19 protein-coding genes are annotated in these 18,565 nt (G+C 70.4%); 13 read left to right on the plus strand and 6 right to left on the minus strand.

Features of this window, described 5'->3' with window-relative positions:
* The first annotated feature begins 44 nt into the window (after nucleotides 1-44).
* The gene (locus ACWD4J_RS31345) at nucleotides 45-509 is read left to right on the plus strand and encodes a cyclic nucleotide-binding domain-containing protein (RefSeq protein ID WP_451398837.1); all 465 of its coding nucleotides are present in this window, start codon (nucleotides 45-47) and stop codon (nucleotides 507-509) included.
* A gap of 310 nt (nucleotides 510-819) precedes the next feature.
* Here the strand turns inward: ACWD4J_RS31345 and ACWD4J_RS31350 are convergent, their stop codons facing one another.
* Nucleotides 820-1,407 (minus strand): hemerythrin domain-containing protein, encoded by a 588-nt coding sequence (locus ACWD4J_RS31350; protein ID WP_451398838.1) that lies wholly within the window; start codon nucleotides 1,405-1,407, stop codon nucleotides 820-822.
* 218 nt (nucleotides 1,408-1,625) lie between these two features.
* On the opposite strand from ACWD4J_RS31350, the gene ACWD4J_RS31355 reads away from it, so the two are divergent.
* Nucleotides 1,626-2,366, plus strand: coding sequence for a class I SAM-dependent DNA methyltransferase (locus tag ACWD4J_RS31355; RefSeq protein ID WP_451398839.1), 741 nt, complete (start codon nucleotides 1,626-1,628; stop codon nucleotides 2,364-2,366).
* 252 nt (nucleotides 2,367-2,618) lie between these two features.
* On the opposite strand, the gene ACWD4J_RS31360 is transcribed toward ACWD4J_RS31355, so the two are convergent.
* Nucleotides 2,619-2,774, minus strand: coding sequence for a DUF6131 family protein (locus tag ACWD4J_RS31360; protein ID WP_451398840.1), 156 nt, complete (start codon nucleotides 2,772-2,774; stop codon nucleotides 2,619-2,621).
* 145 nt (nucleotides 2,775-2,919) lie between these two features.
* Between ACWD4J_RS31360 and ACWD4J_RS31365 the strand changes: the two genes are divergently transcribed.
* The 3 genes from ACWD4J_RS31365 to ACWD4J_RS31375 all read left to right on the plus strand — a co-directional run bounded on the left by ACWD4J_RS31365 (nucleotide 2,920) and on the right by ACWD4J_RS31375 (nucleotide 5,217).
* Nucleotides 2,920-3,747, plus strand: coding sequence for an alpha/beta fold hydrolase (locus ACWD4J_RS31365; protein ID WP_451398841.1), 828 nt, complete (start codon nucleotides 2,920-2,922; stop codon nucleotides 3,745-3,747).
* Complete coding sequence (locus tag ACWD4J_RS31370) at nucleotides 3,740-4,390, plus strand: hypothetical protein (protein ID WP_451398842.1); 651 nt, start codon at nucleotides 3,740-3,742, stop codon at nucleotides 4,388-4,390. Before ACWD4J_RS31365 ends, ACWD4J_RS31370 begins: the two co-directional genes overlap by 8 nt.
* 131 nt (nucleotides 4,391-4,521) lie before the next feature.
* Entirely contained in the window at nucleotides 4,522-5,217 is a 696-nt protein-coding gene (locus tag ACWD4J_RS31375; RefSeq protein WP_451398843.1) for an N-acyl homoserine lactonase family protein, read from the plus strand.
* Nucleotides 5,218-5,227: 10 nt separating this feature from the next.
* Here the strand turns inward: ACWD4J_RS31375 and ACWD4J_RS31380 are convergent, their stop codons facing one another.
* Complete coding sequence (locus ACWD4J_RS31380) at nucleotides 5,228-6,349, minus strand: Acg family FMN-binding oxidoreductase (RefSeq protein WP_451398844.1); 1,122 nt, start codon at nucleotides 6,347-6,349, stop codon at nucleotides 5,228-5,230.
* A 360-nt stretch (nucleotides 6,350-6,709) separates the two neighbouring features.
* Between ACWD4J_RS31380 and ACWD4J_RS31385 the strand changes: the two genes are divergently transcribed.
* Nucleotides 6,710-9,076, plus strand: a complete 2,367-nt coding sequence (locus ACWD4J_RS31385; protein ID WP_451398845.1) for a molybdopterin cofactor-binding domain-containing protein — start codon at nucleotides 6,710-6,712, stop codon at nucleotides 9,074-9,076.
* Nucleotides 9,077-9,092: 16 nt separating this feature from the next.
* Nucleotides 9,093-9,569, plus strand: a complete 477-nt coding sequence (locus ACWD4J_RS31390) for a (2Fe-2S)-binding protein (protein WP_451398846.1) — start codon at nucleotides 9,093-9,095, stop codon at nucleotides 9,567-9,569.
* A 104-nt stretch (nucleotides 9,570-9,673) separates the two neighbouring features.
* Here ACWD4J_RS31390 and ACWD4J_RS31395 read toward each other — a convergent pair whose 3' ends face one another.
* On the minus strand, nucleotides 9,674-10,513 hold the full coding sequence (locus ACWD4J_RS31395; protein WP_451398847.1) for a helix-turn-helix transcriptional regulator: 840 nt from the start codon (nucleotides 10,511-10,513) through the stop codon (nucleotides 9,674-9,676).
* 102 nt (nucleotides 10,514-10,615) lie between these two features.
* On the opposite strand from ACWD4J_RS31395, the gene ACWD4J_RS31400 reads away from it, so the two are divergent.
* From ACWD4J_RS31400 to ACWD4J_RS31425, 6 genes are all read left to right on the plus strand, one after another.
* Nucleotides 10,616-11,323, plus strand: coding sequence for an SDR family oxidoreductase (locus ACWD4J_RS31400; protein WP_451398848.1), 708 nt, complete (start codon nucleotides 10,616-10,618; stop codon nucleotides 11,321-11,323).
* Nucleotides 11,324-11,555: 232 nt separating this feature from the next.
* Entirely contained in the window at nucleotides 11,556-12,044 is a 489-nt protein-coding gene (locus ACWD4J_RS31405) for an Lrp/AsnC family transcriptional regulator (RefSeq protein ID WP_451398849.1), read from the plus strand.
* A 169-nt stretch (nucleotides 12,045-12,213) separates the two neighbouring features.
* Nucleotides 12,214-13,095, plus strand: coding sequence for a fructosamine kinase family protein (locus ACWD4J_RS31410; RefSeq protein WP_451398850.1), 882 nt, complete (start codon nucleotides 12,214-12,216; stop codon nucleotides 13,093-13,095).
* Nucleotides 13,096-13,509: 414 nt separating this feature from the next.
* Entirely contained in the window at nucleotides 13,510-14,025 is a 516-nt protein-coding gene (locus ACWD4J_RS31415; RefSeq protein WP_451398900.1) for an SRPBCC domain-containing protein, read from the plus strand.
* Nucleotides 14,026-14,141: 116 nt separating this feature from the next.
* The gene (locus ACWD4J_RS31420; RefSeq protein ID WP_451398851.1) at nucleotides 14,142-15,032 is read left to right on the plus strand and encodes an NAD(P)-dependent oxidoreductase; all 891 of its coding nucleotides are present in this window, start codon (nucleotides 14,142-14,144) and stop codon (nucleotides 15,030-15,032) included.
* A 162-nt stretch (nucleotides 15,033-15,194) separates the two neighbouring features.
* Nucleotides 15,195-16,208 (plus strand): LacI family DNA-binding transcriptional regulator, encoded by a 1,014-nt coding sequence (locus ACWD4J_RS31425; protein ID WP_451398901.1) that lies wholly within the window; start codon nucleotides 15,195-15,197, stop codon nucleotides 16,206-16,208.
* 134 nt (nucleotides 16,209-16,342) lie between these two features.
* Here the strand turns inward: ACWD4J_RS31425 and sbnB are convergent, their stop codons facing one another.
* Both sbnB and ACWD4J_RS31435 read right to left on the minus strand, forming a co-directional pair.
* The gene (gene sbnB / locus ACWD4J_RS31430) at nucleotides 16,343-17,428 is read right to left on the minus strand and encodes a 2,3-diaminopropionate biosynthesis protein SbnB (protein WP_451398852.1); all 1,086 of its coding nucleotides are present in this window, start codon (nucleotides 17,426-17,428) and stop codon (nucleotides 16,343-16,345) included.
* Entirely contained in the window at nucleotides 17,425-18,468 is a 1,044-nt protein-coding gene (locus ACWD4J_RS31435; RefSeq protein ID WP_451398853.1) for a TauD/TfdA family dioxygenase, read from the minus strand. The genes sbnB and ACWD4J_RS31435 overlap by 4 nt, the downstream gene beginning before the upstream one ends.
* Nucleotides 18,469-18,565 lie beyond the last annotated feature (97 nt).

An 18,565-nucleotide genomic window follows, 5' to 3' on the forward strand; every position in this document is an offset into this window, starting at 1 on the left:
TGGAGGCCCATCATGGAAGTGACCTTGGGTATGGAGGGCCGACCATGAATGCTCTTTCTCCCACCCGGATCACCGCCTCCTTGTCGGCGGAACACCGGGATCGCCTCATGGCACTCGCGCATGAGGTGAATTTTCCCGAGGGCACCCGCCTGTTCCAGGAAGGTGCCCACGCGGACCGTTTCTGGATCGTACGGTCCGGCACTGTGACGCTCGACTTCCGTGTGTCGGGTGGGCGGCCGGTCGTGATCGAGAGCCTGGGCCACGGTGAGCTGATCGGCTGGTCCTGGCTGTTCGCCCCGTACGTCTGGCAGCTGGGCGCGGAAGCCATGACGCCGGTGCGGACCCATGAGTTCGACGCGCTGACCGTGCGGACCATGATGGACGCGGATCCCGCCTTCGGCTCCGCGGTCGGCCACTGGGTCGGACAGGTGCTCGCCCACCGGCTGCACGCAACCCGGATCCGATTGCTCGACCGGTACGCCCCGCAGGGCTTCGACGCGCTGTTCTGATCACACGGCGAAGCGCTCGTACGCTCTCGTGCGATACGCGCGCGCACTGACGCGGCGACCGTTGCTGCTCGCGGACGCCGCACATCCCGACTGGCCACGGCTCGGGCCGGTCGGGCAGCGGCCGCGCTCGCGCCGAACCGCTGCTCATGCGCCGTACCGCTCCCGTCTCGGTTTCGCGCGGACGAGCACGTCAACGGCGCCGGCGTGCCTGGTGCCCTGGTGCCCTGGTGCCCTGGTGCCCTGGTGCCCTCAGGGTGGCTCGCGGTCCGCGGGAGCGCAGCCGTGCTGTCCGGCCTTCGGCCGGCCATGATCAGCCGCCGGGTGTCGCGGCCTTCAGTGCGTCCTTCGTCCGGTCCACCAGGGACGCGAACGGCCCGACCGTCCACTGGGCCATCGGAGATCCGGCTGCGCCGGGATGCGGGTGGGTGGGGGCGATCTTCTCGGCCGCACGCAGCATCGTGCCCATGCCCTTCCGCCTGTCCGCGGCACACTCCCGGATCACGGAGGGGAACTCCTCGCGTTCCTCGTGCTCCGCGTGGTCGATGACGGCCTGCTCGAACCTGGCGAACACGGCATCGAACTCGGCACCGGAGACGTCCATCTTCTCGAGGTCGGCGAGGACCTTGTTGGCCGCTTCCTCCTCGTGATTGCGAGCGTCCGCCTCCGCCTCGCCGGCCACGTCCTGTGCGACGGGTCGCAGGACCATCTCCTCAGCGGTTTCGTGCACCGCCAGGAGTGCCCTCAGTTCGTCGAACGCCTGGCGCTTGTGCACGCCGTCGGCAGTCTTCACGTCCGAGAACAGGTCCCGGATGCGGGCGTGCTGCTCGAGCAGGATGCCGATCACGTCACCCTCCGGAAGCTTCGCCGCTTCGGCACGTTCTGTATTCGCACTGCTCATGGCCGTTCTCCGTCCCTTGGGGTCGACTTTCCCGCTCCCCGCCGGAGGCCGAGACGGCCATGGTGGAGCAGGCACGGTTCTCACACGGCGAGTGGCCGTGACCCGGCTGTGCAAACCCGCACGACGCCTGCCTACCGATCTTCCGCCGGGCGGAGGCGCGAACGGACCCGGCGGAAAACCGCGCGCTCCGGCGGCCCCGCGAGCGGTACGGTCCGGGGATGCGCGACAAAGACGGCTATTTCGGAGAGGACGTCGCGGCCCGCTATGACGAGTCCGCGGCGGGCATGTTCCTGCCGGACGTGGTGGACCCGGCGGTCGACGTGCTGGCGGAGCTCGCAGGGGACGGCCCGGCGCTTGAACTCGGCATCGGCACCGGCAGGATCGCGTTGCCGCTGTCCCGCCGCGGCATCCCGGTGCACGGCATCGACATGTCCGAGGCCATGGTGGCCCGACTGCGGGCGAAGCGGGGCGGCGACACCATCGGCGTGACGATCGGCGACTTCGCCTCGACACGCGTGGCGGGCACGTTCGCGGTCGCCTACCTCGTCTTCAACACGATCAACAATCTGACCACGCAGGACGCCCAGGTGGCCTGCTTCCGCAATGCGGCCGCCCACCTCAGGCCAGGCGGCTGTTTCGTCATCGAGGTCGGGGTACCGGACCTGCGGCGGTTGCCGCCAGGCCAGAACGCCGTACCGTTCCACATCAGCTCGACACAGTGGGCGTTCGACACCTACGACGTGGCCACCCAGGCCATGAGCTCGAACTACGTCACGATCGCCGACGGACGCGCCGAGTACTGGTCCGTCCCGTTCCGGTACGTGTGGCCGGCCGAGCTGGACCTGATGGCGCAGCTCGCCGGGCTGCGGCTGCGCGACCGGTGGGAGGACTGGGACCGCGCACCCTTCACCGGTGAGAGCCGCCGGCACGTCTCGGTCTGGCAGAAGCCCGTCGGCTGACCCGGGGAGCGAGCCGCGCGCGGCACTCAATGCCGCCCATGTCTCGCCTGCCTCCTGTTGACCCCGGAGCGCATGGAAACCCCGGTCCTGCTTGAGACCGGGGTTCCGATTCGCCGTGTTCCGAGTCGCCGGAGGTCTGCGCGTCCTCCCGCGAAAGAGCTGACTATGGCTCGCCGCGTGCATCGACATGTGCAGCCGACCACCGGAACGCGAGCAGCCGACCACCGGCGGCTGCGCTGACCGGAATGCAGGTCACCAGTAGTGGGGGCGGCGCCCCACCGCATGGCCCGTCCTTCCCAGCAGCCACAGGACGAGGCCGATGACCGCCAGGATGATTCCGATCGTCCACAGGAAACCGATCCCGGTTACGAATCCGATCACGAGAAGGATGACGCCGAGCACGATCATGGCGGCCTCCAAGTAATACCTGTCGCCCTTCGTGTACCCCGGCAAAAGGTGCGTAATCGGTTCATATGCCTTACCGGCGGCGGTCTCCCTGGGTGCGGCGAATTTCTGTGGAGCCGTAGCCGATCATGACGCTAGGGTGCCAGGAATGAGCCGCATATCCGTGCAGGGCGTCACGTTCCACTGCGACGACATGGGCCCGTCAGACGGTCTGCCTGTCGTCCTGATCCACGGACATCCGTTCAACCGCAGCCTGTGGGCGCCGCAGGCCACAGCGCTTGTGGCGGCCGGATACCGCGTGATCACGCCGGACCTGCGCGGTTACGGCGACAGCGACGTCACGCCCGGCAAGGTGTTCCTCTCCGACTTCGCGGACGACATCGCCGCACTCCTGGGTCAGCTGGGCGTCGAGCGGGCTGTGGTGGGCGGCGTGTCCATGGGCGGCCAGATCGCCATGGAATTCCAGCGTCGGCATCCGCTGCGTGTGCGGGCACTCGTCCTGTCCGACACGTCGGCCCCTGCCGAGACCGATGCGGGCAAGGAGTTCCGCAACCGTCTGGCCGACCGGCTGCTCGCCGAGGGCATGGACGGCTACGCGGCCGAGGTGATCGACAAGATGCTCGCCGCGTACAACGTCGCCGCTATGCCGGATGTGGCTGCGCACGTCCTGGGCATGATGCGCGCCACCGATCCGCGCGGCGCCGCCGCCGCTCTGCGGGGACGTGCCGAGCGCCCGGACTACCGGGACACGCTGGCCACCGTCGAGGTGCCCGTCCTGATCGTGGTCGGCGCGGACGATGTGTACACCCCGGTCGGCGACGCCGAGGACATCCACCGTCTCGTACCGCACGCGGCTCTGGCCGTCATCGAGAAGGCCGGGCACCTTCCGTGTGCCGAACAGCCCGAGCGCTTCAATGCCGCGTTGCTGGACTTCCTCGCCACGCGGGTGACGGACGAGGCGACCGGCCGTGCCTGAGCCGCATCCGCTTCTCGGCCACTTCACCGCCGCTGCCGAAGGCCGTTTCCCGCCGGCCGACGGCGGCGTGACGGTGCTGCCGCCCCTGCCGGGCGGTCTGGAGTGCTCCGTTGCCTTCACGGGGCATGCCTTCGTCGCCACCGCGCTGAGCAGCCGGCACGTGGCCAGTTGGCATCCTGACGGCTTCGGCGCTTCCCTGGCCCCCGACTTTCTCCGTCGCCTGGCAGGACCCGAAGGCTGGATCGGCGTCATCGACGCCACCCTCACCGCCCGCGGCACCGGCGGCACGCCACACCTGGCGGAGCTGACCGACGTGAACGACCATCCGCGCGTCCTGCACGCCCGCGGGCTGCGCACTCGCGTCCGCGTCTACGGCGACGAACGCGGCCTGATCACTGTGGCCGACGGACTCGCCGGACGGCGTGAGTTGAGCATCGAGCTCCACTCCCCGCAGGACGGCGCCCGGGGCCGGGGACGCGGCCTGCTCGCCGACGCCCTCACCCTCATTCCCGAAGGTGAACCGGTCTTCGCCGCCGTCTCCCCGGGCAACGCCCGGTCCCTGCGTGCCTTCCTCGCCTGCGGCTTCACACCGATCGGCAGCGAGGTACTGCTCAGGCCGGAGCCTCCGCAAGTCCTCGGGTGACCGCCGCCAAGCCGCACCGCACTCCGGTGGCGTGTGTGCCGCGACCGGGACGGTGGACGGTCGCAGAATCCACGAGTTCCGCTGTCGGCGGACCGGATGGCGGGCATGTCGCAGACTGTCAGGATGGCCGCATGGGGCAGAACACCGCGGTGCGGCGACTCGACCTGGGGTACTTCATCCGGCCCGCGTCGGAAACGGGCGGCGCGGGGCCGCGGGTTGAGCCGGTGCTCGCCTATCTCGTCCGGCACGACCAGGGTCTGATCCTGTTCGACACCGGCATCGGTGACGCGGGTCCGGAGACCGAAGCACATTACCGGCCCCGACGCCGTACGCTGCAGGACGCCCTGTCGGCGGCCGGAGTCACTCTGGGCGACATCTCCATGGTCGTGAACTGTCACCTGCACTTCGACCACTGCGGCGGCAATCCCCTCCTGGGCGGTAAGCCCATCCTGGTGCAGGATGTCGAGCTGGCCACCGCCCGCCGGGGCGATTACACAGTCGACGAACTCGTCGACTTCCCCGGCGTTTCCTACGAGGAGCTCGGCGGTGAGACCGAGGTCTGGCCGGGCGTCTGGATCGTTCCGACGCCGGGGCACACTCCAGGACATCAGTCGCTCGTCCTCCGGCAAGGCGACGGCACCGTGATCCTTGCCGGCCAGGCACACGACTTCGCTTCCCAGTTCGCGTCGGACCAGTTGGCGCGCCAGGCGGCACTGCACGGCGTCGAACAGCCGCTTCCCCACTACCGGCACTGGCTGGAGCGGCTCGCCGACTTCGACCCGCGGCGTGTGCTCTTCGCCCACGACTGCTCGGTCTGGGAGCCGTGACGCAGGGCTGTCAGGACGGGCACGCAATGGCGCGCTGGTCCGTCGAAGACCGGCGGCGGCCGGCGCCCCCGCCTACCGGACCCGGCGCCGGGCCCGGCTGGGTCCTCACGACTGCAGAACTCGTCATCGACGGCCCCTTGCCCTTCACGATGTCCAGCACCTCTCGCATCGGGCGCCGTGGTGTCGCGGGGCCCGGCGGGCCGTATCCGAGGCGCAGCACCATCTGCACATGCCCGGTGCCCGTCACCGGGTCGCGCAGGGGCCAGCGCAGGTCGGGCCATTCCAGCGCCTGGGTGACGAACGAGCTGGACAGACCCTTCACAGTCGCCAGCAGCAGGACGCGCTGCATCGCCTGGCCGGCGCGCAGCCAGTCCTCCGGGCGGTCGCGGGTGGTATGCAGCAGGGCCAGCTGCGTGTGGTGCTCGAACTCGGCGGCGGTGCGGCCTGCCACCTGCCGGCCGGCAGCGAAGTCGCGCATCGGTGCCTTGCCGGCGAGTTTGCGCGGGCCGAAGGCGTATTCGGGGACCCCTTCGGCGGCCGTGTCCGAGAACGGGATGCCGCGGCTGGTCCAGTGGGCCAGCTCCGCCGCCCTCGCTCGATCGGTGATGTTGCGGGCTTCGGCTTCCTGAATCAGCTCCAGCACCTCGTGCAGATGCCACCCGGTGGGGAAGGTCAGCGAGGCACCCTCGTCGCGCGCGGCGTCTGCGAGGGCGGCCTGTACCGCCTGGGGTATCTCCGTCTCCTCGAACGGATACCGGCTCGTGTGCCGCCTGTGAATGGCCGGGTACAGCGCGCCGAGCTCGCCCTCGCCGCTTCCCAGGGCGGTCAGCTGCACCGAGGCGAGCAGCTCGGTGTCCCCTGGGTCCGGCAGGAGCCGCGTCTCCGGATGCCAGCCGCCGTGCAGGGCCGCGACGCGGAGGTTCAGCAGCGCGGCGGCGCAGCCGATGTGGAGGGCGCGGCCGTGGGGGTCGGTGTGGGGTAGGGCGCGCTCGGGGTCTGAGCGCAGGTGGAAGACGCGGCGGTCCTGAAAGTAGCGGAAGCGCCACGGCTGGGCGTTGTGCAGGGACGGCGCGGCGGTGGCGTCGTTGACCAGGGCCGTCACCGAATCCTTGTCGAGCGGTTGGGCCGGCACTGATGCCTCCCCTCCGGAGCGTCCGTACCCCTGGCGAGTCCGTCTCCGGCTGGCTGCATCTCCAGGCTGCCACCGCAGGTCGCCCCGGGGGAAGCGGTTCTGGGGGCCGGCTGCCACGGCGGCCCGGAGTGTGGTGATCATGTGGAGCTTTCGCAGGCGCTTAGCGCCGTCCTGATGTTGCTTTCAGGGCAACCGCGTTGATCACGGGGTGATTTTTGCCGCCCTTGTACGATACAGACGGCTGCGACGACGCATTCCGGAGGGCAGCGTGCCCCTGGATCACTGCTATGACCTGTGAAAAGCTCCGGGACGCGGAACGGACCGTACGACGGTCGGTTCGGCGTTTCGGGAGGTACACGCATGCCAGAACAGAGTCGTTCGCCGCAGGGCCCGGAGAGAGCGCCCGGCCGGGCGGAGGCATCTCGTCCGGAACGGGTGTCTGAGGGGCTCGGGCGTCGCAGGGTGCTGGCGTATCTGCTCGCTGCCCCCACGCTGGCCGTGGGAGTGCGCCTGGCTGCGGACGCAGCCGCAGCGCAGCCCGCTCAGGCCTCGGTGCCCTCCCTTCCCCAGCCCGAGGAGCTGCTCGACCTGGGGGACATGCAGAATCTGGCGGCGGCGCCGACGTCGGGGCTGATATCCGTTCAGGTGCACACCGACGGGACCGCCTCGCTCGCGGTGCCCCGCGCCGAGGTGGGTCAGGGCATGACCACGGCGGTCGCGATGATGGTCGCCGAGGAGTTGGATCTGCCGCTCGACAGGGTCAAGGTCACCCTGGCCGATGCCCGCCCCGAGCTGCTGATGAACCAGCTGACCGGCGGGTCGAACTCGATGCGCAGCATGTACCTGCCGGTGCGCACGGCTGCGGCGGTCACCAGGCAGCGGCTGGTGGCGACCGCCGCCGGGCAGTGGGGGGTTCCGGCCTCCGAACTGACCACCAGGGACGGGGTCGTCTCGTTCGGCACGGCGAAGAGCGCGACGTACGGATCGCTCGCGACAGCGGCGGCCGCCACCAAGGCGACCGCTGTCACCGCACAGCTCAAGTCGCCCGCGCAGTTCACCGTCCTGGGCAAGGCCCACAGCCGTGTCGATGCACGCGACATCGTGACCGGGCGCAAGAAGTTCGGCATGGATCTGCAGGTTCCCGACGCCAAGCCGACGATGGTGCGCAGACCGCCGACGATCAACGGCACGGTTGTGGCCGTGCACAATGCCGACGCGGTCAGGAGCATGCTGGGCATCACCGACGTCGTGACCGTCAAGCACGGTGTGGCGGTGCGGGGCGAGACGTTCGGCCAGTGCATCGACGCCCTGCGGGCCCTGGAGGTGACCTGGGGCGGCGGGACGGTGGACAAGGAGTCGGACGGTACGGTCCTGGCGAAGCTCAGGGCCGCGGCGCTCCCGATGGCCGTGCCGACGCTGCTCAGCAAGACGATCGACGCCGAGTTCACCTTCGCGTTCGCCAGCAACAGCCCGCTGGAGCCCGACAACGCGATCGCCGACGTCCGCCCCGACCGGGCCGAGATCTGGGCGAGTCTCAAGGTGCCCATCGTCGCCCAGCAGGAGATCGCCGAGGCGCTCGGGCTGCCTCAGGATTCGGTGACGGTGCATGTGGTGGAGGGCGGTGGCTCGTTCGGGCGCCATCTCTTCCACGACGTGGCCGCGGAGGCCGCCGAGATCTCACAGAAGATGGGCAAGCCGGTCAAGCTGTCGTGGTCCCGCACCGACAGCTTCCGGCAGGGTCGCACGCATCCGATGTGCATCTCGCGTGTGCGCGCGGCGTACGCCCTCGGCAACGTGCTCAGCTTCGAACAGCGCCACACCAGTGCGAAGACCGACTTCGGGCACGGCCTCGGCGAGATGATCACCTCGACGGCCGCGCAGCTGCCCGTGGCCGGCAATCTCACCTTCGCCGAGACGATCTTCGCGCTGACCCAGTCGTCGCCCTACAACTTCGGGGTCACCACCCAGCTCCTTTCCGAAGTGCCGCTCGAGTTCAACACCGGCAGCATGCGCAACATCTACTCGCCGAACGTGGTGTGCGCGCAGGAACTCGTCGTCGACCAGCTCGCCGCCAGGATGGGCAAGGACCCGGTGGCGTTCCGCCGGGAGTTCCTCAAGGACGAGCGTCTGCGTGCCGTACTGGACCAGGCGGTGGAGGTCGGCGAGTGGGGCAGGAAGCTCCCCGCCGGCGTCGCGCAGGGAATCGGACTGCACGCGGAGTACCGCGGAGCGGTCGCCTCGCTGGTCGAGATCGACTGCCGGCCCGAGACGGTGAACCGGAAGGTCAGGGATGGGGTGACCGGGCCGCGCGTCACCCGGGCGCTGTTGGTCGTCGACGCCGGGTTCGCCATCAACCCCCGCGGCCTGGAGGCCCAGATGATGGGCGGGTTCGTCGACGCCATGGCCATGGCGCTCACTTCGAGCCTCCACATCAAGGACGGCATTCCGCTGGAAGGCAGCTGGGACAACTACTTCTACACCCGGCAGTGGAACGCCCCGCTCGATCTCCGCGTCGTCGTCATGCCGCCCACCAGTGACAAACCCGCCGGCGCGGGCGAGTTGGCGGTCGCTCCCGCGTTCGCCGCGATCGCCTGCGCGTACGCGCGTGCCGTCGGCACGATGCCGACCAGCTTCCCGATCAACCACGACACCCTGAGCTTCGAGCCGTTGCCGCTCGAGCCGTCCACGCCGCAGTCCCCCACCGACGGTCTCGACCGCGCCTTCTGAACGGGAGCCAGGAGCCATGCCGACACACACCTTCAAGCTCAACGGCGAGCAGATCACCGTCGATGCCGAGGACGACGTACGGCTACTGTGGGTCCTGCGCGACCTGCTCGGCGTCACGGGTCCCAAGTACGGCTGTGGGCTCGGCGTCTGCCAGGCCTGCACGTCCCACATCAACGGCAAGGCGTTCAACCCCTGCTCCGTGCCCGTCTCGAAGATCGCCCCGGACGACGAGATCACCACGATCGAAGGGCTGCCCGCCACCGTCGGCGAAGACCTGCACCCGATGCAGGAAGCCTGGCTGGAGATGGATGTCGCGCAGTGCGGCTACTGCCAGCCGGGTCAGATCATGACCGCTGTCGCCAAGGTCCGCCAGGCTGCCGCGGAAGGCCGCGACATCGACGACAGCGACCTCGACGAGATCCGCAACATCTGCCGTTGCGGCACGTACCCCCGGATCCGCGAAGCCATCAGGGCCGGCGCCAGGAACATGTGAGCAGCCCCCACCCGCGCACCGCAGTCCCGGATGAGCCGCGACTCGGTGAGAGCGGCCTTCGGCCGGCTTCACGCCGGTTTGCGCCCCGGCCGGCGGTTACGCGACTACCCGACGAGTGCCTGGGTGCCGAGCACGGTGAGCAGGGCGAGGCGTTCGGCGTCCTCGGTGCCGGGCTCGGCCGTGTAGACCATGATGCGCAGATCGCTGCCCTCTACGGTGAGCACGTCGCAGTCCAGCGTCAGGGGACCGACCTGTGGGTGCTCGATCGTCTTGCGGGCGGCCTCGTGGCGGCCGACGGCTCCGGAGTCCCACAGTTCGGCGAAGCGGTCGCTGTTCGCCCGCAGTTCGGCCACCAGTCGTCGCAGTCGCTGGTCGGCCGGGTAGCGGTCGGCGGCCGCGCGCAGGTCGGAGACCAGCTTGGCCTCGAAGGCCCTCAGGGACTCCGGTGTGTGCCGGGCCCGGGTGCCCGGGCCGAGGAAGTGCCGCCACACGCCGTTGCGCTGGTTGCCGCGCCATCCGGACGGATCGCCCATCAGTGCCGCGTACGGCGGGTTGGCCATGAGCAGCGTCCAGGCCGCGTCGTGGACCGCGACGGGTGTCCCGGTCAGTCTGTCCAACAGCCGCTGCACGCTGGGGGTGATGTGGGCCGGTACGGTGTCCGGGCCCGGCGGCACCAGCCCGGCCAGGCGGAACAGGTGTGCGCGCTCGGTGCCCGACAGTCGCAGTGCCCTGGCCAGTGCCTCGACGACCTGCGCCGAGGGGTGGGATGCGCGGCCCTGTTCGAGCCGGGTGACGTAGTCGACGGAGATCCCGGCCAGCAGCGCCAGCTCTTCGCGACGCAGTCCGGCCGCGCGGCGCTGTCCTCCCGCCGGCAGACCGGCGGCCCCAGGCGAGACCCGGTCGCGCCAGCGCCGCACCGCCTGTCCGAATTCCGCCGTCGCCATGCCCACCAGTGTGCACCGCCCCCGGCCGGCCTACCTGGTACTGGCAGTCCCAGGAAGACGGGACGCCTGGCTGACGACATCGCCGGGCCGGAGCATGGAGGCATGACAGCAACACTGATCACCGGAGCGAACAAGGGTCTCGGCTTCGAGACCGCCCGACGACTCATCGCCGCAGGCCACACCGTCTACATCGGCAGCCGTGACGCCGAACGCGGACGTCGCGCCGCAGAGAAGCTGGGCGCCCGCCTGGTCCTCCTCGATGTCACCGACGACGCGTCCGTCGCGGCCGCAGCGAAGACCATCGAGGCCGAGGGCGGACTGGACGTGTTGGTCAACAACGCCGGCGTGGAAGGCAGGGGTGAAGGCAACAGCGTGATCGGCGCCGAGGAGGTGACCGCCGACACGATGCGTCAGGTGTTCGAGACCAACGTCTTCGGCGTGGTGCGTGTCACCCACGCGTTCCTGCCGCTGCTGGGGCGGTCGACCGCCCCTGTCGTGGTCAACGTCAGCAGCGGCCTGGCCTCGCTGGCCCGGGTCACTGCCCCGGACACACCGGCGTACGCATACCCGGGTGTCGCCTATCCGGCGTCCAAGGCAGCGGTCAACATGATCACTGTGCAGTTCGCGAAGGCGTTCCCTGGCATGCGGATCAACGCGGTCGAGCCCGGTTACACCGCGACGGACCTCAACGGGCACACCGGCACACAGACCGTCGAGGAGGGCGCCGAGATCATCGTCCGCATGGCGCAGGTGGGGGCCGACGGCCCGACCGGAGGCTACTTCGACGCCGAAGGCCCCCTCCCCTGGTGACACGCCCTTCGCGGCGGCCACCATATGCACCGCCGCGGCCGCTCACGCCGCGGTCCGCGCCGTCGTCGGTGCACTCACCGACGGCGTGCCGGGCCTCGGCGTTCGTGCCGCGGACGCCCGGATCCGTGACGGCGATACGAGCGGACGCCGCACTCGACGGAAGAATCAATGCCAGTAACGCGCTTGGACCCGACTATTCTGTAACCGGATCGGGCCTACTACGCTGCATTCCATGCCGCAGCCTCTGTACGACCGCATCGATCGTGCCATCCTGGATCATCTCCAGCGCCACGGGCGGACCCCCAACGTCGACCTTGCCGAGGCCGTGCGGCTGTCGCCCTCGTCCTGCCTGCGGCGCACCAAAGCGCTGGAGGCGGACGGCGTCATCGCGGGCTACCGCGCCGAGTTGGACAGGGAGCGTCTCGGGCTCGGTCTGACGGTCTTCCTGTCGCTCAAGGTCGAGCGCGCCCCCGCGACCGCCGAGGTGGTCGAGGCCGCGCTGAAGGCGATACCGCACGTCGTCTCCTGCCATGTGGTGTCGGGCGACGCCGACTTCCTCGTGGAGCTTGCCGTGCCCGACCTGCACACCTTCGAGCGGGTGCTCACCGACGACGTGCTGTCCATCGGTCCCGTACGCGACGCCCGCAGCACCTTCTCCATCCGTACCGTCGTCGACCGCGGCACGCTGCCCCTGGACTCCTGGGCCGGTCCGCGTTCCTGACGGGTCGCCGGCCGCAGTAGGTTCGAGCGGGCACACACCTCGGGACGGGTGCCATGAACCGAGGCGTGCCCCGCCCGAACCACGACCCGAAGGGATTCGACGAGGTGCTGGACACGACCGAATCGGCGACGCACGGCCTGTTCGCCTGGCTGCGCGAGGGTCCGGGCGTATGACCGGCCGACTGTCGCACGGCCACGGCGAGGGGCCGGGTGCCGCAGCGGAGCGGCTCACCGGGCGCCCTGTGAGCGGTCAGCGGCGGCTGTCCGGAACCCTCGCCGAAGTCACCCTCGACGGAGGGCAGACGGTGATGGTCAAGCGCAGTGACGACCCCGGCGCGACACAGGCCGAGGCGGCGGGGCTGCGCTGGCTGGGCGCCACCGGCACGGTCGGCGTCCCGGCCGTCCACGGCCACGACCGGCGCTGGCTGGTGACCGACCGGGTCCTGACCGGCCGGCCGAGCGGTGAGACAGCCACCCGCTTCGGCCGCGAACTCGCCGCCATGCACGCCGCCGGCGCACCCGCGTTCGGCGCCCCGCCGCCCGGCGGGCCGAGCGACGCGTACATCGGGCTCGCCCCGATGCGCAACATCCCCGGCGCCGACTGGCCGCGCTGGTACGCCGAGCACCGGGTGCTGCCCTATCTGCGGCACGCCGTCGACGAGGGCACCATCCGCCACGCCGAGGCAGCCGTGGTCGAACGCGTCGTGGAGCGGCTGCCCGAGCTGGCGGGCCCTGCCGAGCCGCCTGCCCGGCTGCACGGCGACCTCTGGAACGGCAACGTTCTGTGGAGCGCTGCCGGGCGCGTCTGGCTGATCGATCCGGCCGCGCACGGCGGGCACCGGGAAACCGACCTGGCCATGCTCCATCTCTTCGGCTGCCCCCACCTGGACCAGGTGCTGGACGGCTACCAGCACGCTGCGCCGCTCGCCGACGGCTGGGCAGAGCGCATCGGGCTGCACCAGCTCTTCCCACTGCTGGTGCACGCGGTGCTTTTCGGCCGCAGCTACGCCGAACAGGCACTCACGGTGGCCCGGGCGACCTTGAGGCAGTGACACCAGGCGGGGTGCTGCCGGGTGGGAGGCGTACGGACGGCTTCGGCGACGCGGGGTGCGAGCGCAGGCAGAACCCGGGTGCACAGCAGCTCCGAAGAGCCTGCGAGATGTATTGACCGCCCCAGGCATCCATTGGAGCACCGATAGCAGAGATCGGCTTCTCTATTGGTTTTTCAATGGGTTCTGCGCCTAACGTCGAGGACGTCGACAACGTGGTGACGGCCGACGCGGGCCCGGAAGGCGCAGACGCGAGAGCTCGGCGAACATGGTCTACGACGCGGCCCTCCGGGCCTTCGGCCGACCGTGTCCGACGCACGCGCAGCGCCTCGAGAAGCCAGCTCGTCATCCGGCGCCGGGATACCCGCCGCACCCACCACCCACCACCCACCCCCCTGAAAGGACCCCCGAGTGACCATGCAGAACGCGATCAACTGGCCCGAGCGCTATCTGCCGGGTACCGGCGACAACTTCGTCTCCAACGAGGTGATCGTGAAGGGATTGAGCGCCGCCGCCGCGTGGCACTACCTGGTCGACACCTCGACGTGGGAGTCGTACTACGGCAACGTCGCCGACATCAGCTTCCCCGAGGGCGGCGGCCCCGAGCTGAGCAATGGCATCCACTTCAGCTTCGGCACCTTCGGGTTCCCGCCCCTGGACGCGCACGTCGTCGAGTTCCGGGCGCCCGCCGATGGCGTCCCCGGCCGTCTGTCCTGGACCGCCGAGCAGGACGGCACGCCCGAGGAGCGGCTCGACGTCCTGCACGCCTGGCTGGTGGAGGACCTGCCCGGCAGCCGGCTCCGCGTCCTGACCCAGGAGACCCAGATCGGCCGGCCGGCTGCTCAGCTGGCCAAGGAGCGGCCCAACCCGATGCTCAACGGCCACCAGGCCTGGCTCGACGGCCTCGTCCGGGCAGCGGGCACCGCCGAGTAAGCCCGCTCCCATGGCACACCCGGTGGCGCACCCCGTCCCGTACCGTCGTCCCCGGGCGCACAGCCACCACCGCACAGCGGCAACCACCACTCAGCACGGATCAGGAAGTCGACGTCATGACAGACACGCTCACCGTAAGCGTCCTGGGCACCGGAATCATGGGCGCCGCGATGGCCCGCAACCTCGCCCGCGCCGGACACACCGTCAGGGCCTGGAACCGCAGCCGCGACAAGGCCGAGCCGCTGGCCGCCGACGGCGCCGTCATCGCCGACACCCCCGCCGAGGCGGTGCGGGGCGCCGACGTCGTCCTCACCATGCTGTACGACGGCGCCGCCGTGCTGGACGTCATGCGGCAGGCCGCACCCTCCCTCAGCCCGGGTACGGCCTGGGTGCAGTCGACGACGGCGGGCATCGACGCCATCGGCGAGCTGGCCGGCCTGGCCGCCGAGCACGGGCTGGTCTTCTACGACTCGCCCGTCCTCGGCACGCGGCAGCCCGCCGAGGCGGGGCAGTTGCTCGTGCTGGCGGCTGGTCCGAGCGAGGGCCGCCGCGCGGTGACGCCGGTCTTCGACGCCGTCGGCGCCCGTACGGTGTGGACCGGTGAGGACGGCGCGGCGGGCAGCGCCACGCGCCTGAAGCTCGTGGCCAACAGCTGGGTGATCGCGGCGACGAACGCCGCCGGTGAGGTCCTGGCCCTGGCCAAGGCGCTCGACGTGGACCCGCAGAAGTTCTTCGACGCCATCGCGGGCGGGCCCCTCGACATGGGGTATCTGCGCGTCAAGGCCGGGCTCATCCTCAACGACCAGCTGACACCGCCTTCCTTCGCCGTGACGACCGCTGCCAAGGACGCCCGCCTGATCGTCGAGGCCGGCAGGCAGTACGGCGTCCGGCTCGACATCGCCGGCGCGGGCGCCGAACGCCTCGCCCGCGCCGCCGCCCAGGGCCACGGCGACGAGGACATGGCCGCGGCCTACTTCGCCAGCTTCGATGCGGAGACCGGCGCCTGACGCGCTCCGGCCTCTTGACGGCCCCTCGCCTGACTGCGTAGACATGACGACGCGGTCGGACACCGTTCGACGGATGCGTCCGACGCACTCGGGCGGCGGCCATCGGGAGGCAGCGTGACGCGACCGGCAGGACGGGGCGGAAGCCCGGCTGCGCCGCGCAGTGTGGATGTGGCTCGTCTGGCGGGGGTCTCACAGAAGACGGTGTCGAGGGTCTTCAACGACGAGCCGTACGTCTCCGCCGAGGTGCGCCGACGCGTTCTCGAAGCCGCCGAGGAACTCGGCTACCGGCTGAACAACGCGGCCCGGGCCCTTGCCTCAGGACGGACTCGTTCCATCGGCGTGGTGACGCTCGGGACGGCCTTGTACGGCCCCGCCTCCCTGCTCATGGGCATCGAGCGAGCCGCACGGGACACGGGTTACGCGCTGCGCGTGGTCAACACGGTGGAAGGCGACCCGGCGGGCATCGCCGGTGCCGTGGGCTCGCTTCTCGACCAGGGCGTGGACGGCATCGTCATCTCGGAGCCCATCGACGAGGGCGGAGCCGAGGGAGAACTCTCTGTCCGCGTCGACGTGCCGGTCCTGGTCCTCAGCGCGCCCTCTCCCTTCGCCACTTCGCGAGTGCTGACCGCCGGCGGTGGCGCCGACGCGATGGCGCGGGCGGCAATCGAGCATCTGCTGGACCTCGGACACCTGACGGTCCATCACCTCGCCGGGCCGCAGCCCTGGTACGCCGCGCGGGACCGTCTCGACGGCTGGCGCGCGGCGCTCGCGGCACGTGACAGGGCCGAACCTCCGGTGGTCCAGGGCGACTGGTCGGCCGCGTCCGGATACGCGGCAGGCCGTGAACTGGGTTCCCGCGGCGACGTCACCGCGGTGTTCGCCGCGAACGACGACATGGCCATCGGTCTGATCCGCGCGCTCACGGAGGCCGGGCTGCGCGTGCCGGACGACGTCAGCGTCGTCGGTTTCGACGACACTCCGGTCGCCGCCTATGTGACTCCTCCCCTGACCACGGTTCGTCAGCCGTTCGATGCCGTGGCGCGGGAGGGCCTCAAGCGTCTTGTGCACGCCATCGAGAACCCGCGCGCGGACCCTCTGCCGGCGGGCGACCCGCCGGTCGACCTCGTCGTCCGCTCCTCGACCGCGCCCCCACCACCCCGGAAGACCCCGGGCTGAGGGCAGCGCGTCGCCGTCCGGGCACCCGTCGGCACCCGCTACGACAGCGCCGGCCCGCAGTCGGCCCGCAGTCGGCCCCAGCCGCTCTGCGAGCCGAAGCGGATCGGTGATGCCGAGGACCGAGGAGCAGACGCTCACCCGTAGCGGCGCAGTTCATGGAAGAAGTCGTCCACGACGTGCAGCTGCCCGGCGCGCGTCACCTCGTCGTACACGTGCTTGCCGACGGCGAGGTCCAGCACTCCGAGGCCGAAGGGTGAGAACACCACGGGCCGGTCTTCCGGTAGCGTCGCCCGCCCCGTCATGACGTCGTACAGCGTTCCGGTCAGGAAGTCCCGGTTGCCGGTGAGCTGTTCGGCCAGGTGTGGCGAGGTATCGGCCTTCAGGCAGTGGTCGACGTCGTCGACGATGTTCGCCGAGGCGAGGACGATGTCGGGGTCGAGGTCGCGCAGCGACACGTGGAGCACCAAGGGGTTGTGGTCGAACCATGCCGGGTCGGTGACGTGTGGCCGGCCCGCGACGGTGGCGAACACCACCAGGTCGCTGGAGCGGATCAACTGCTCGGGACTGCCGTGCACGGTGATCGGACCGGTGGCGGTCTGTTGCAGGTAGGCGTGGAAGCCCGCTGCGCTGTCGGCGGACACGTCGTGTACGCCGATCTGGTCGAACGACCAGCCGGTCGCGGTCAGGAAGGTGTGGATGTAACGGGCGATCAGGCCCGTTCCGAGGAATCCGACTCGAGTGGGGCGCCGGCGGTGGCGGCTGAGCCAGTCGGCCGCCGATGCGGCCATCGCGGCCGTTCTGCTCGCGCTGATGATGGAGCTTTCCAGGCAGGCGAACGGGTAGCCCGTGTCGTGGTCGTTGAGGATGAGGACGGCCGAGGCGCGCGGGATGCCGGTGGGCACGTTCTCGGGGAAGCTGGAGATCCACTTGACGCCGTCCACCCGCACCTGGCCGCCGATCGACGCGGGCAGCGCGATGATCCGCGCCGTCGGGCGGTCGTCGAAGCGCAGGAAGTACGACGGCGGGTTGACCGAGTCGCCGGCGGCGTGCAGTCGGTAGGTGGCCTCGACCAGGTCGACGATCTGCCGTTCCTGGCCCTGCAGGGTGTGCCTGACCTGGCCCCCGGGGATCACCGCGAACGGCGGCACGGTGATCGACGGCTGTGCGGTGATCGGTTCGGACATCGCGGACTCCATGGCGTTGGAACGGGACGTGGTCATCGGGCGCTCCCTTCGAGGGCAGGCCGGCAGGGGGTGTGGTGCAGCGGTTCCGCCATGGCGACGACGACGTCGCGCGGTGGCTGATAGGGCTCTCTGCTGTGGGCCGTGCGGATGTTGTCGACGAGCATCAGGTCCCCGGCCTGCCACGGCTCGCGGACGGTGTGGCTGTCGTAGACCGTGTTGATCAGCTGGACGACGTCCTCGCCGATCGGGTCGCCGGCTCCGAAGCGGGTGTTGAAGGGCAGCCCGTCGGGGCCATAGACGTCGACGAGGTATTCCCGTACCTCCGGAGCCATCGTCCACTCGTTCAGGAACGCGATCTGGTTGAACCAGCAGCGGCGACCGGTGACCGGATGGCGCACCACGGCGTGACGGCGCTGGCGGGTGCGCAGGCCCCCGTCGGGCCCCCAGCAGAACTCGATCATGTTGGCGCGGCAGTACTCCTCGACGGCGGCCTTGTCCTCGGTGCCGAACGCCTCTGCCCATGACGCCCCGATCTCGTCGTTGTACGTGCGGGTGAGCAGCCAGCCCTCCTCCTCGAACCGCCGGACCAGTTCGGGCGGCAGCGCGTCGAGGACGGAGGGGGCGTCGGCGAGGGCGGTGGCTCCACCGGTCGCGGGCGGGGTCAGGCAGGCCAGGAGGAGCAGACCGGGCGGTGTGCGGGTGTAACTGAGTTCGTGGTGCATGCACATGGGCTGGTTGGCCGGCCAGGCCGTGGAGGAGTAGACGCCCGGCGTATGGGTGTGACGGGGCGCGAAGGCTTCCCTCTCGGTCATCAGGCCGGCCGTGAGGTGGTGGAAGACGGCGACAGCCTGGCCGGTGTCGCGCAGGCCGGGGCCGCGGACGAGGAGCGCGCCGTGTTCGTTGACGAGGCCCCGGAGGGCGTTGCGGTGTTCCGCCGCCCAGCGTGGCACGTCCTCGGATGCGTGGCTGTGGGTGTACAGGATGGGAGGTTTGCCGGGGTGCAGGTCCAGGTCCGTCCCGGGCGGCGGCACGGCCGCGAGCGTGGGGTTGGCGGGGATGCGAGTGCGGAGTGACATCGCTCCGTCCTTTCAGGGGTGTTGAGGATTTACGTGGAGTGTCAGGGGTGACCGTGTCGGGGGTGCTGAGGTTTTCCTCGGGGTGTCAGGAACAGGC

The sequence above is a fragment of the Streptomyces sp. NPDC002577 genome, from assembly GCF_053594815.1.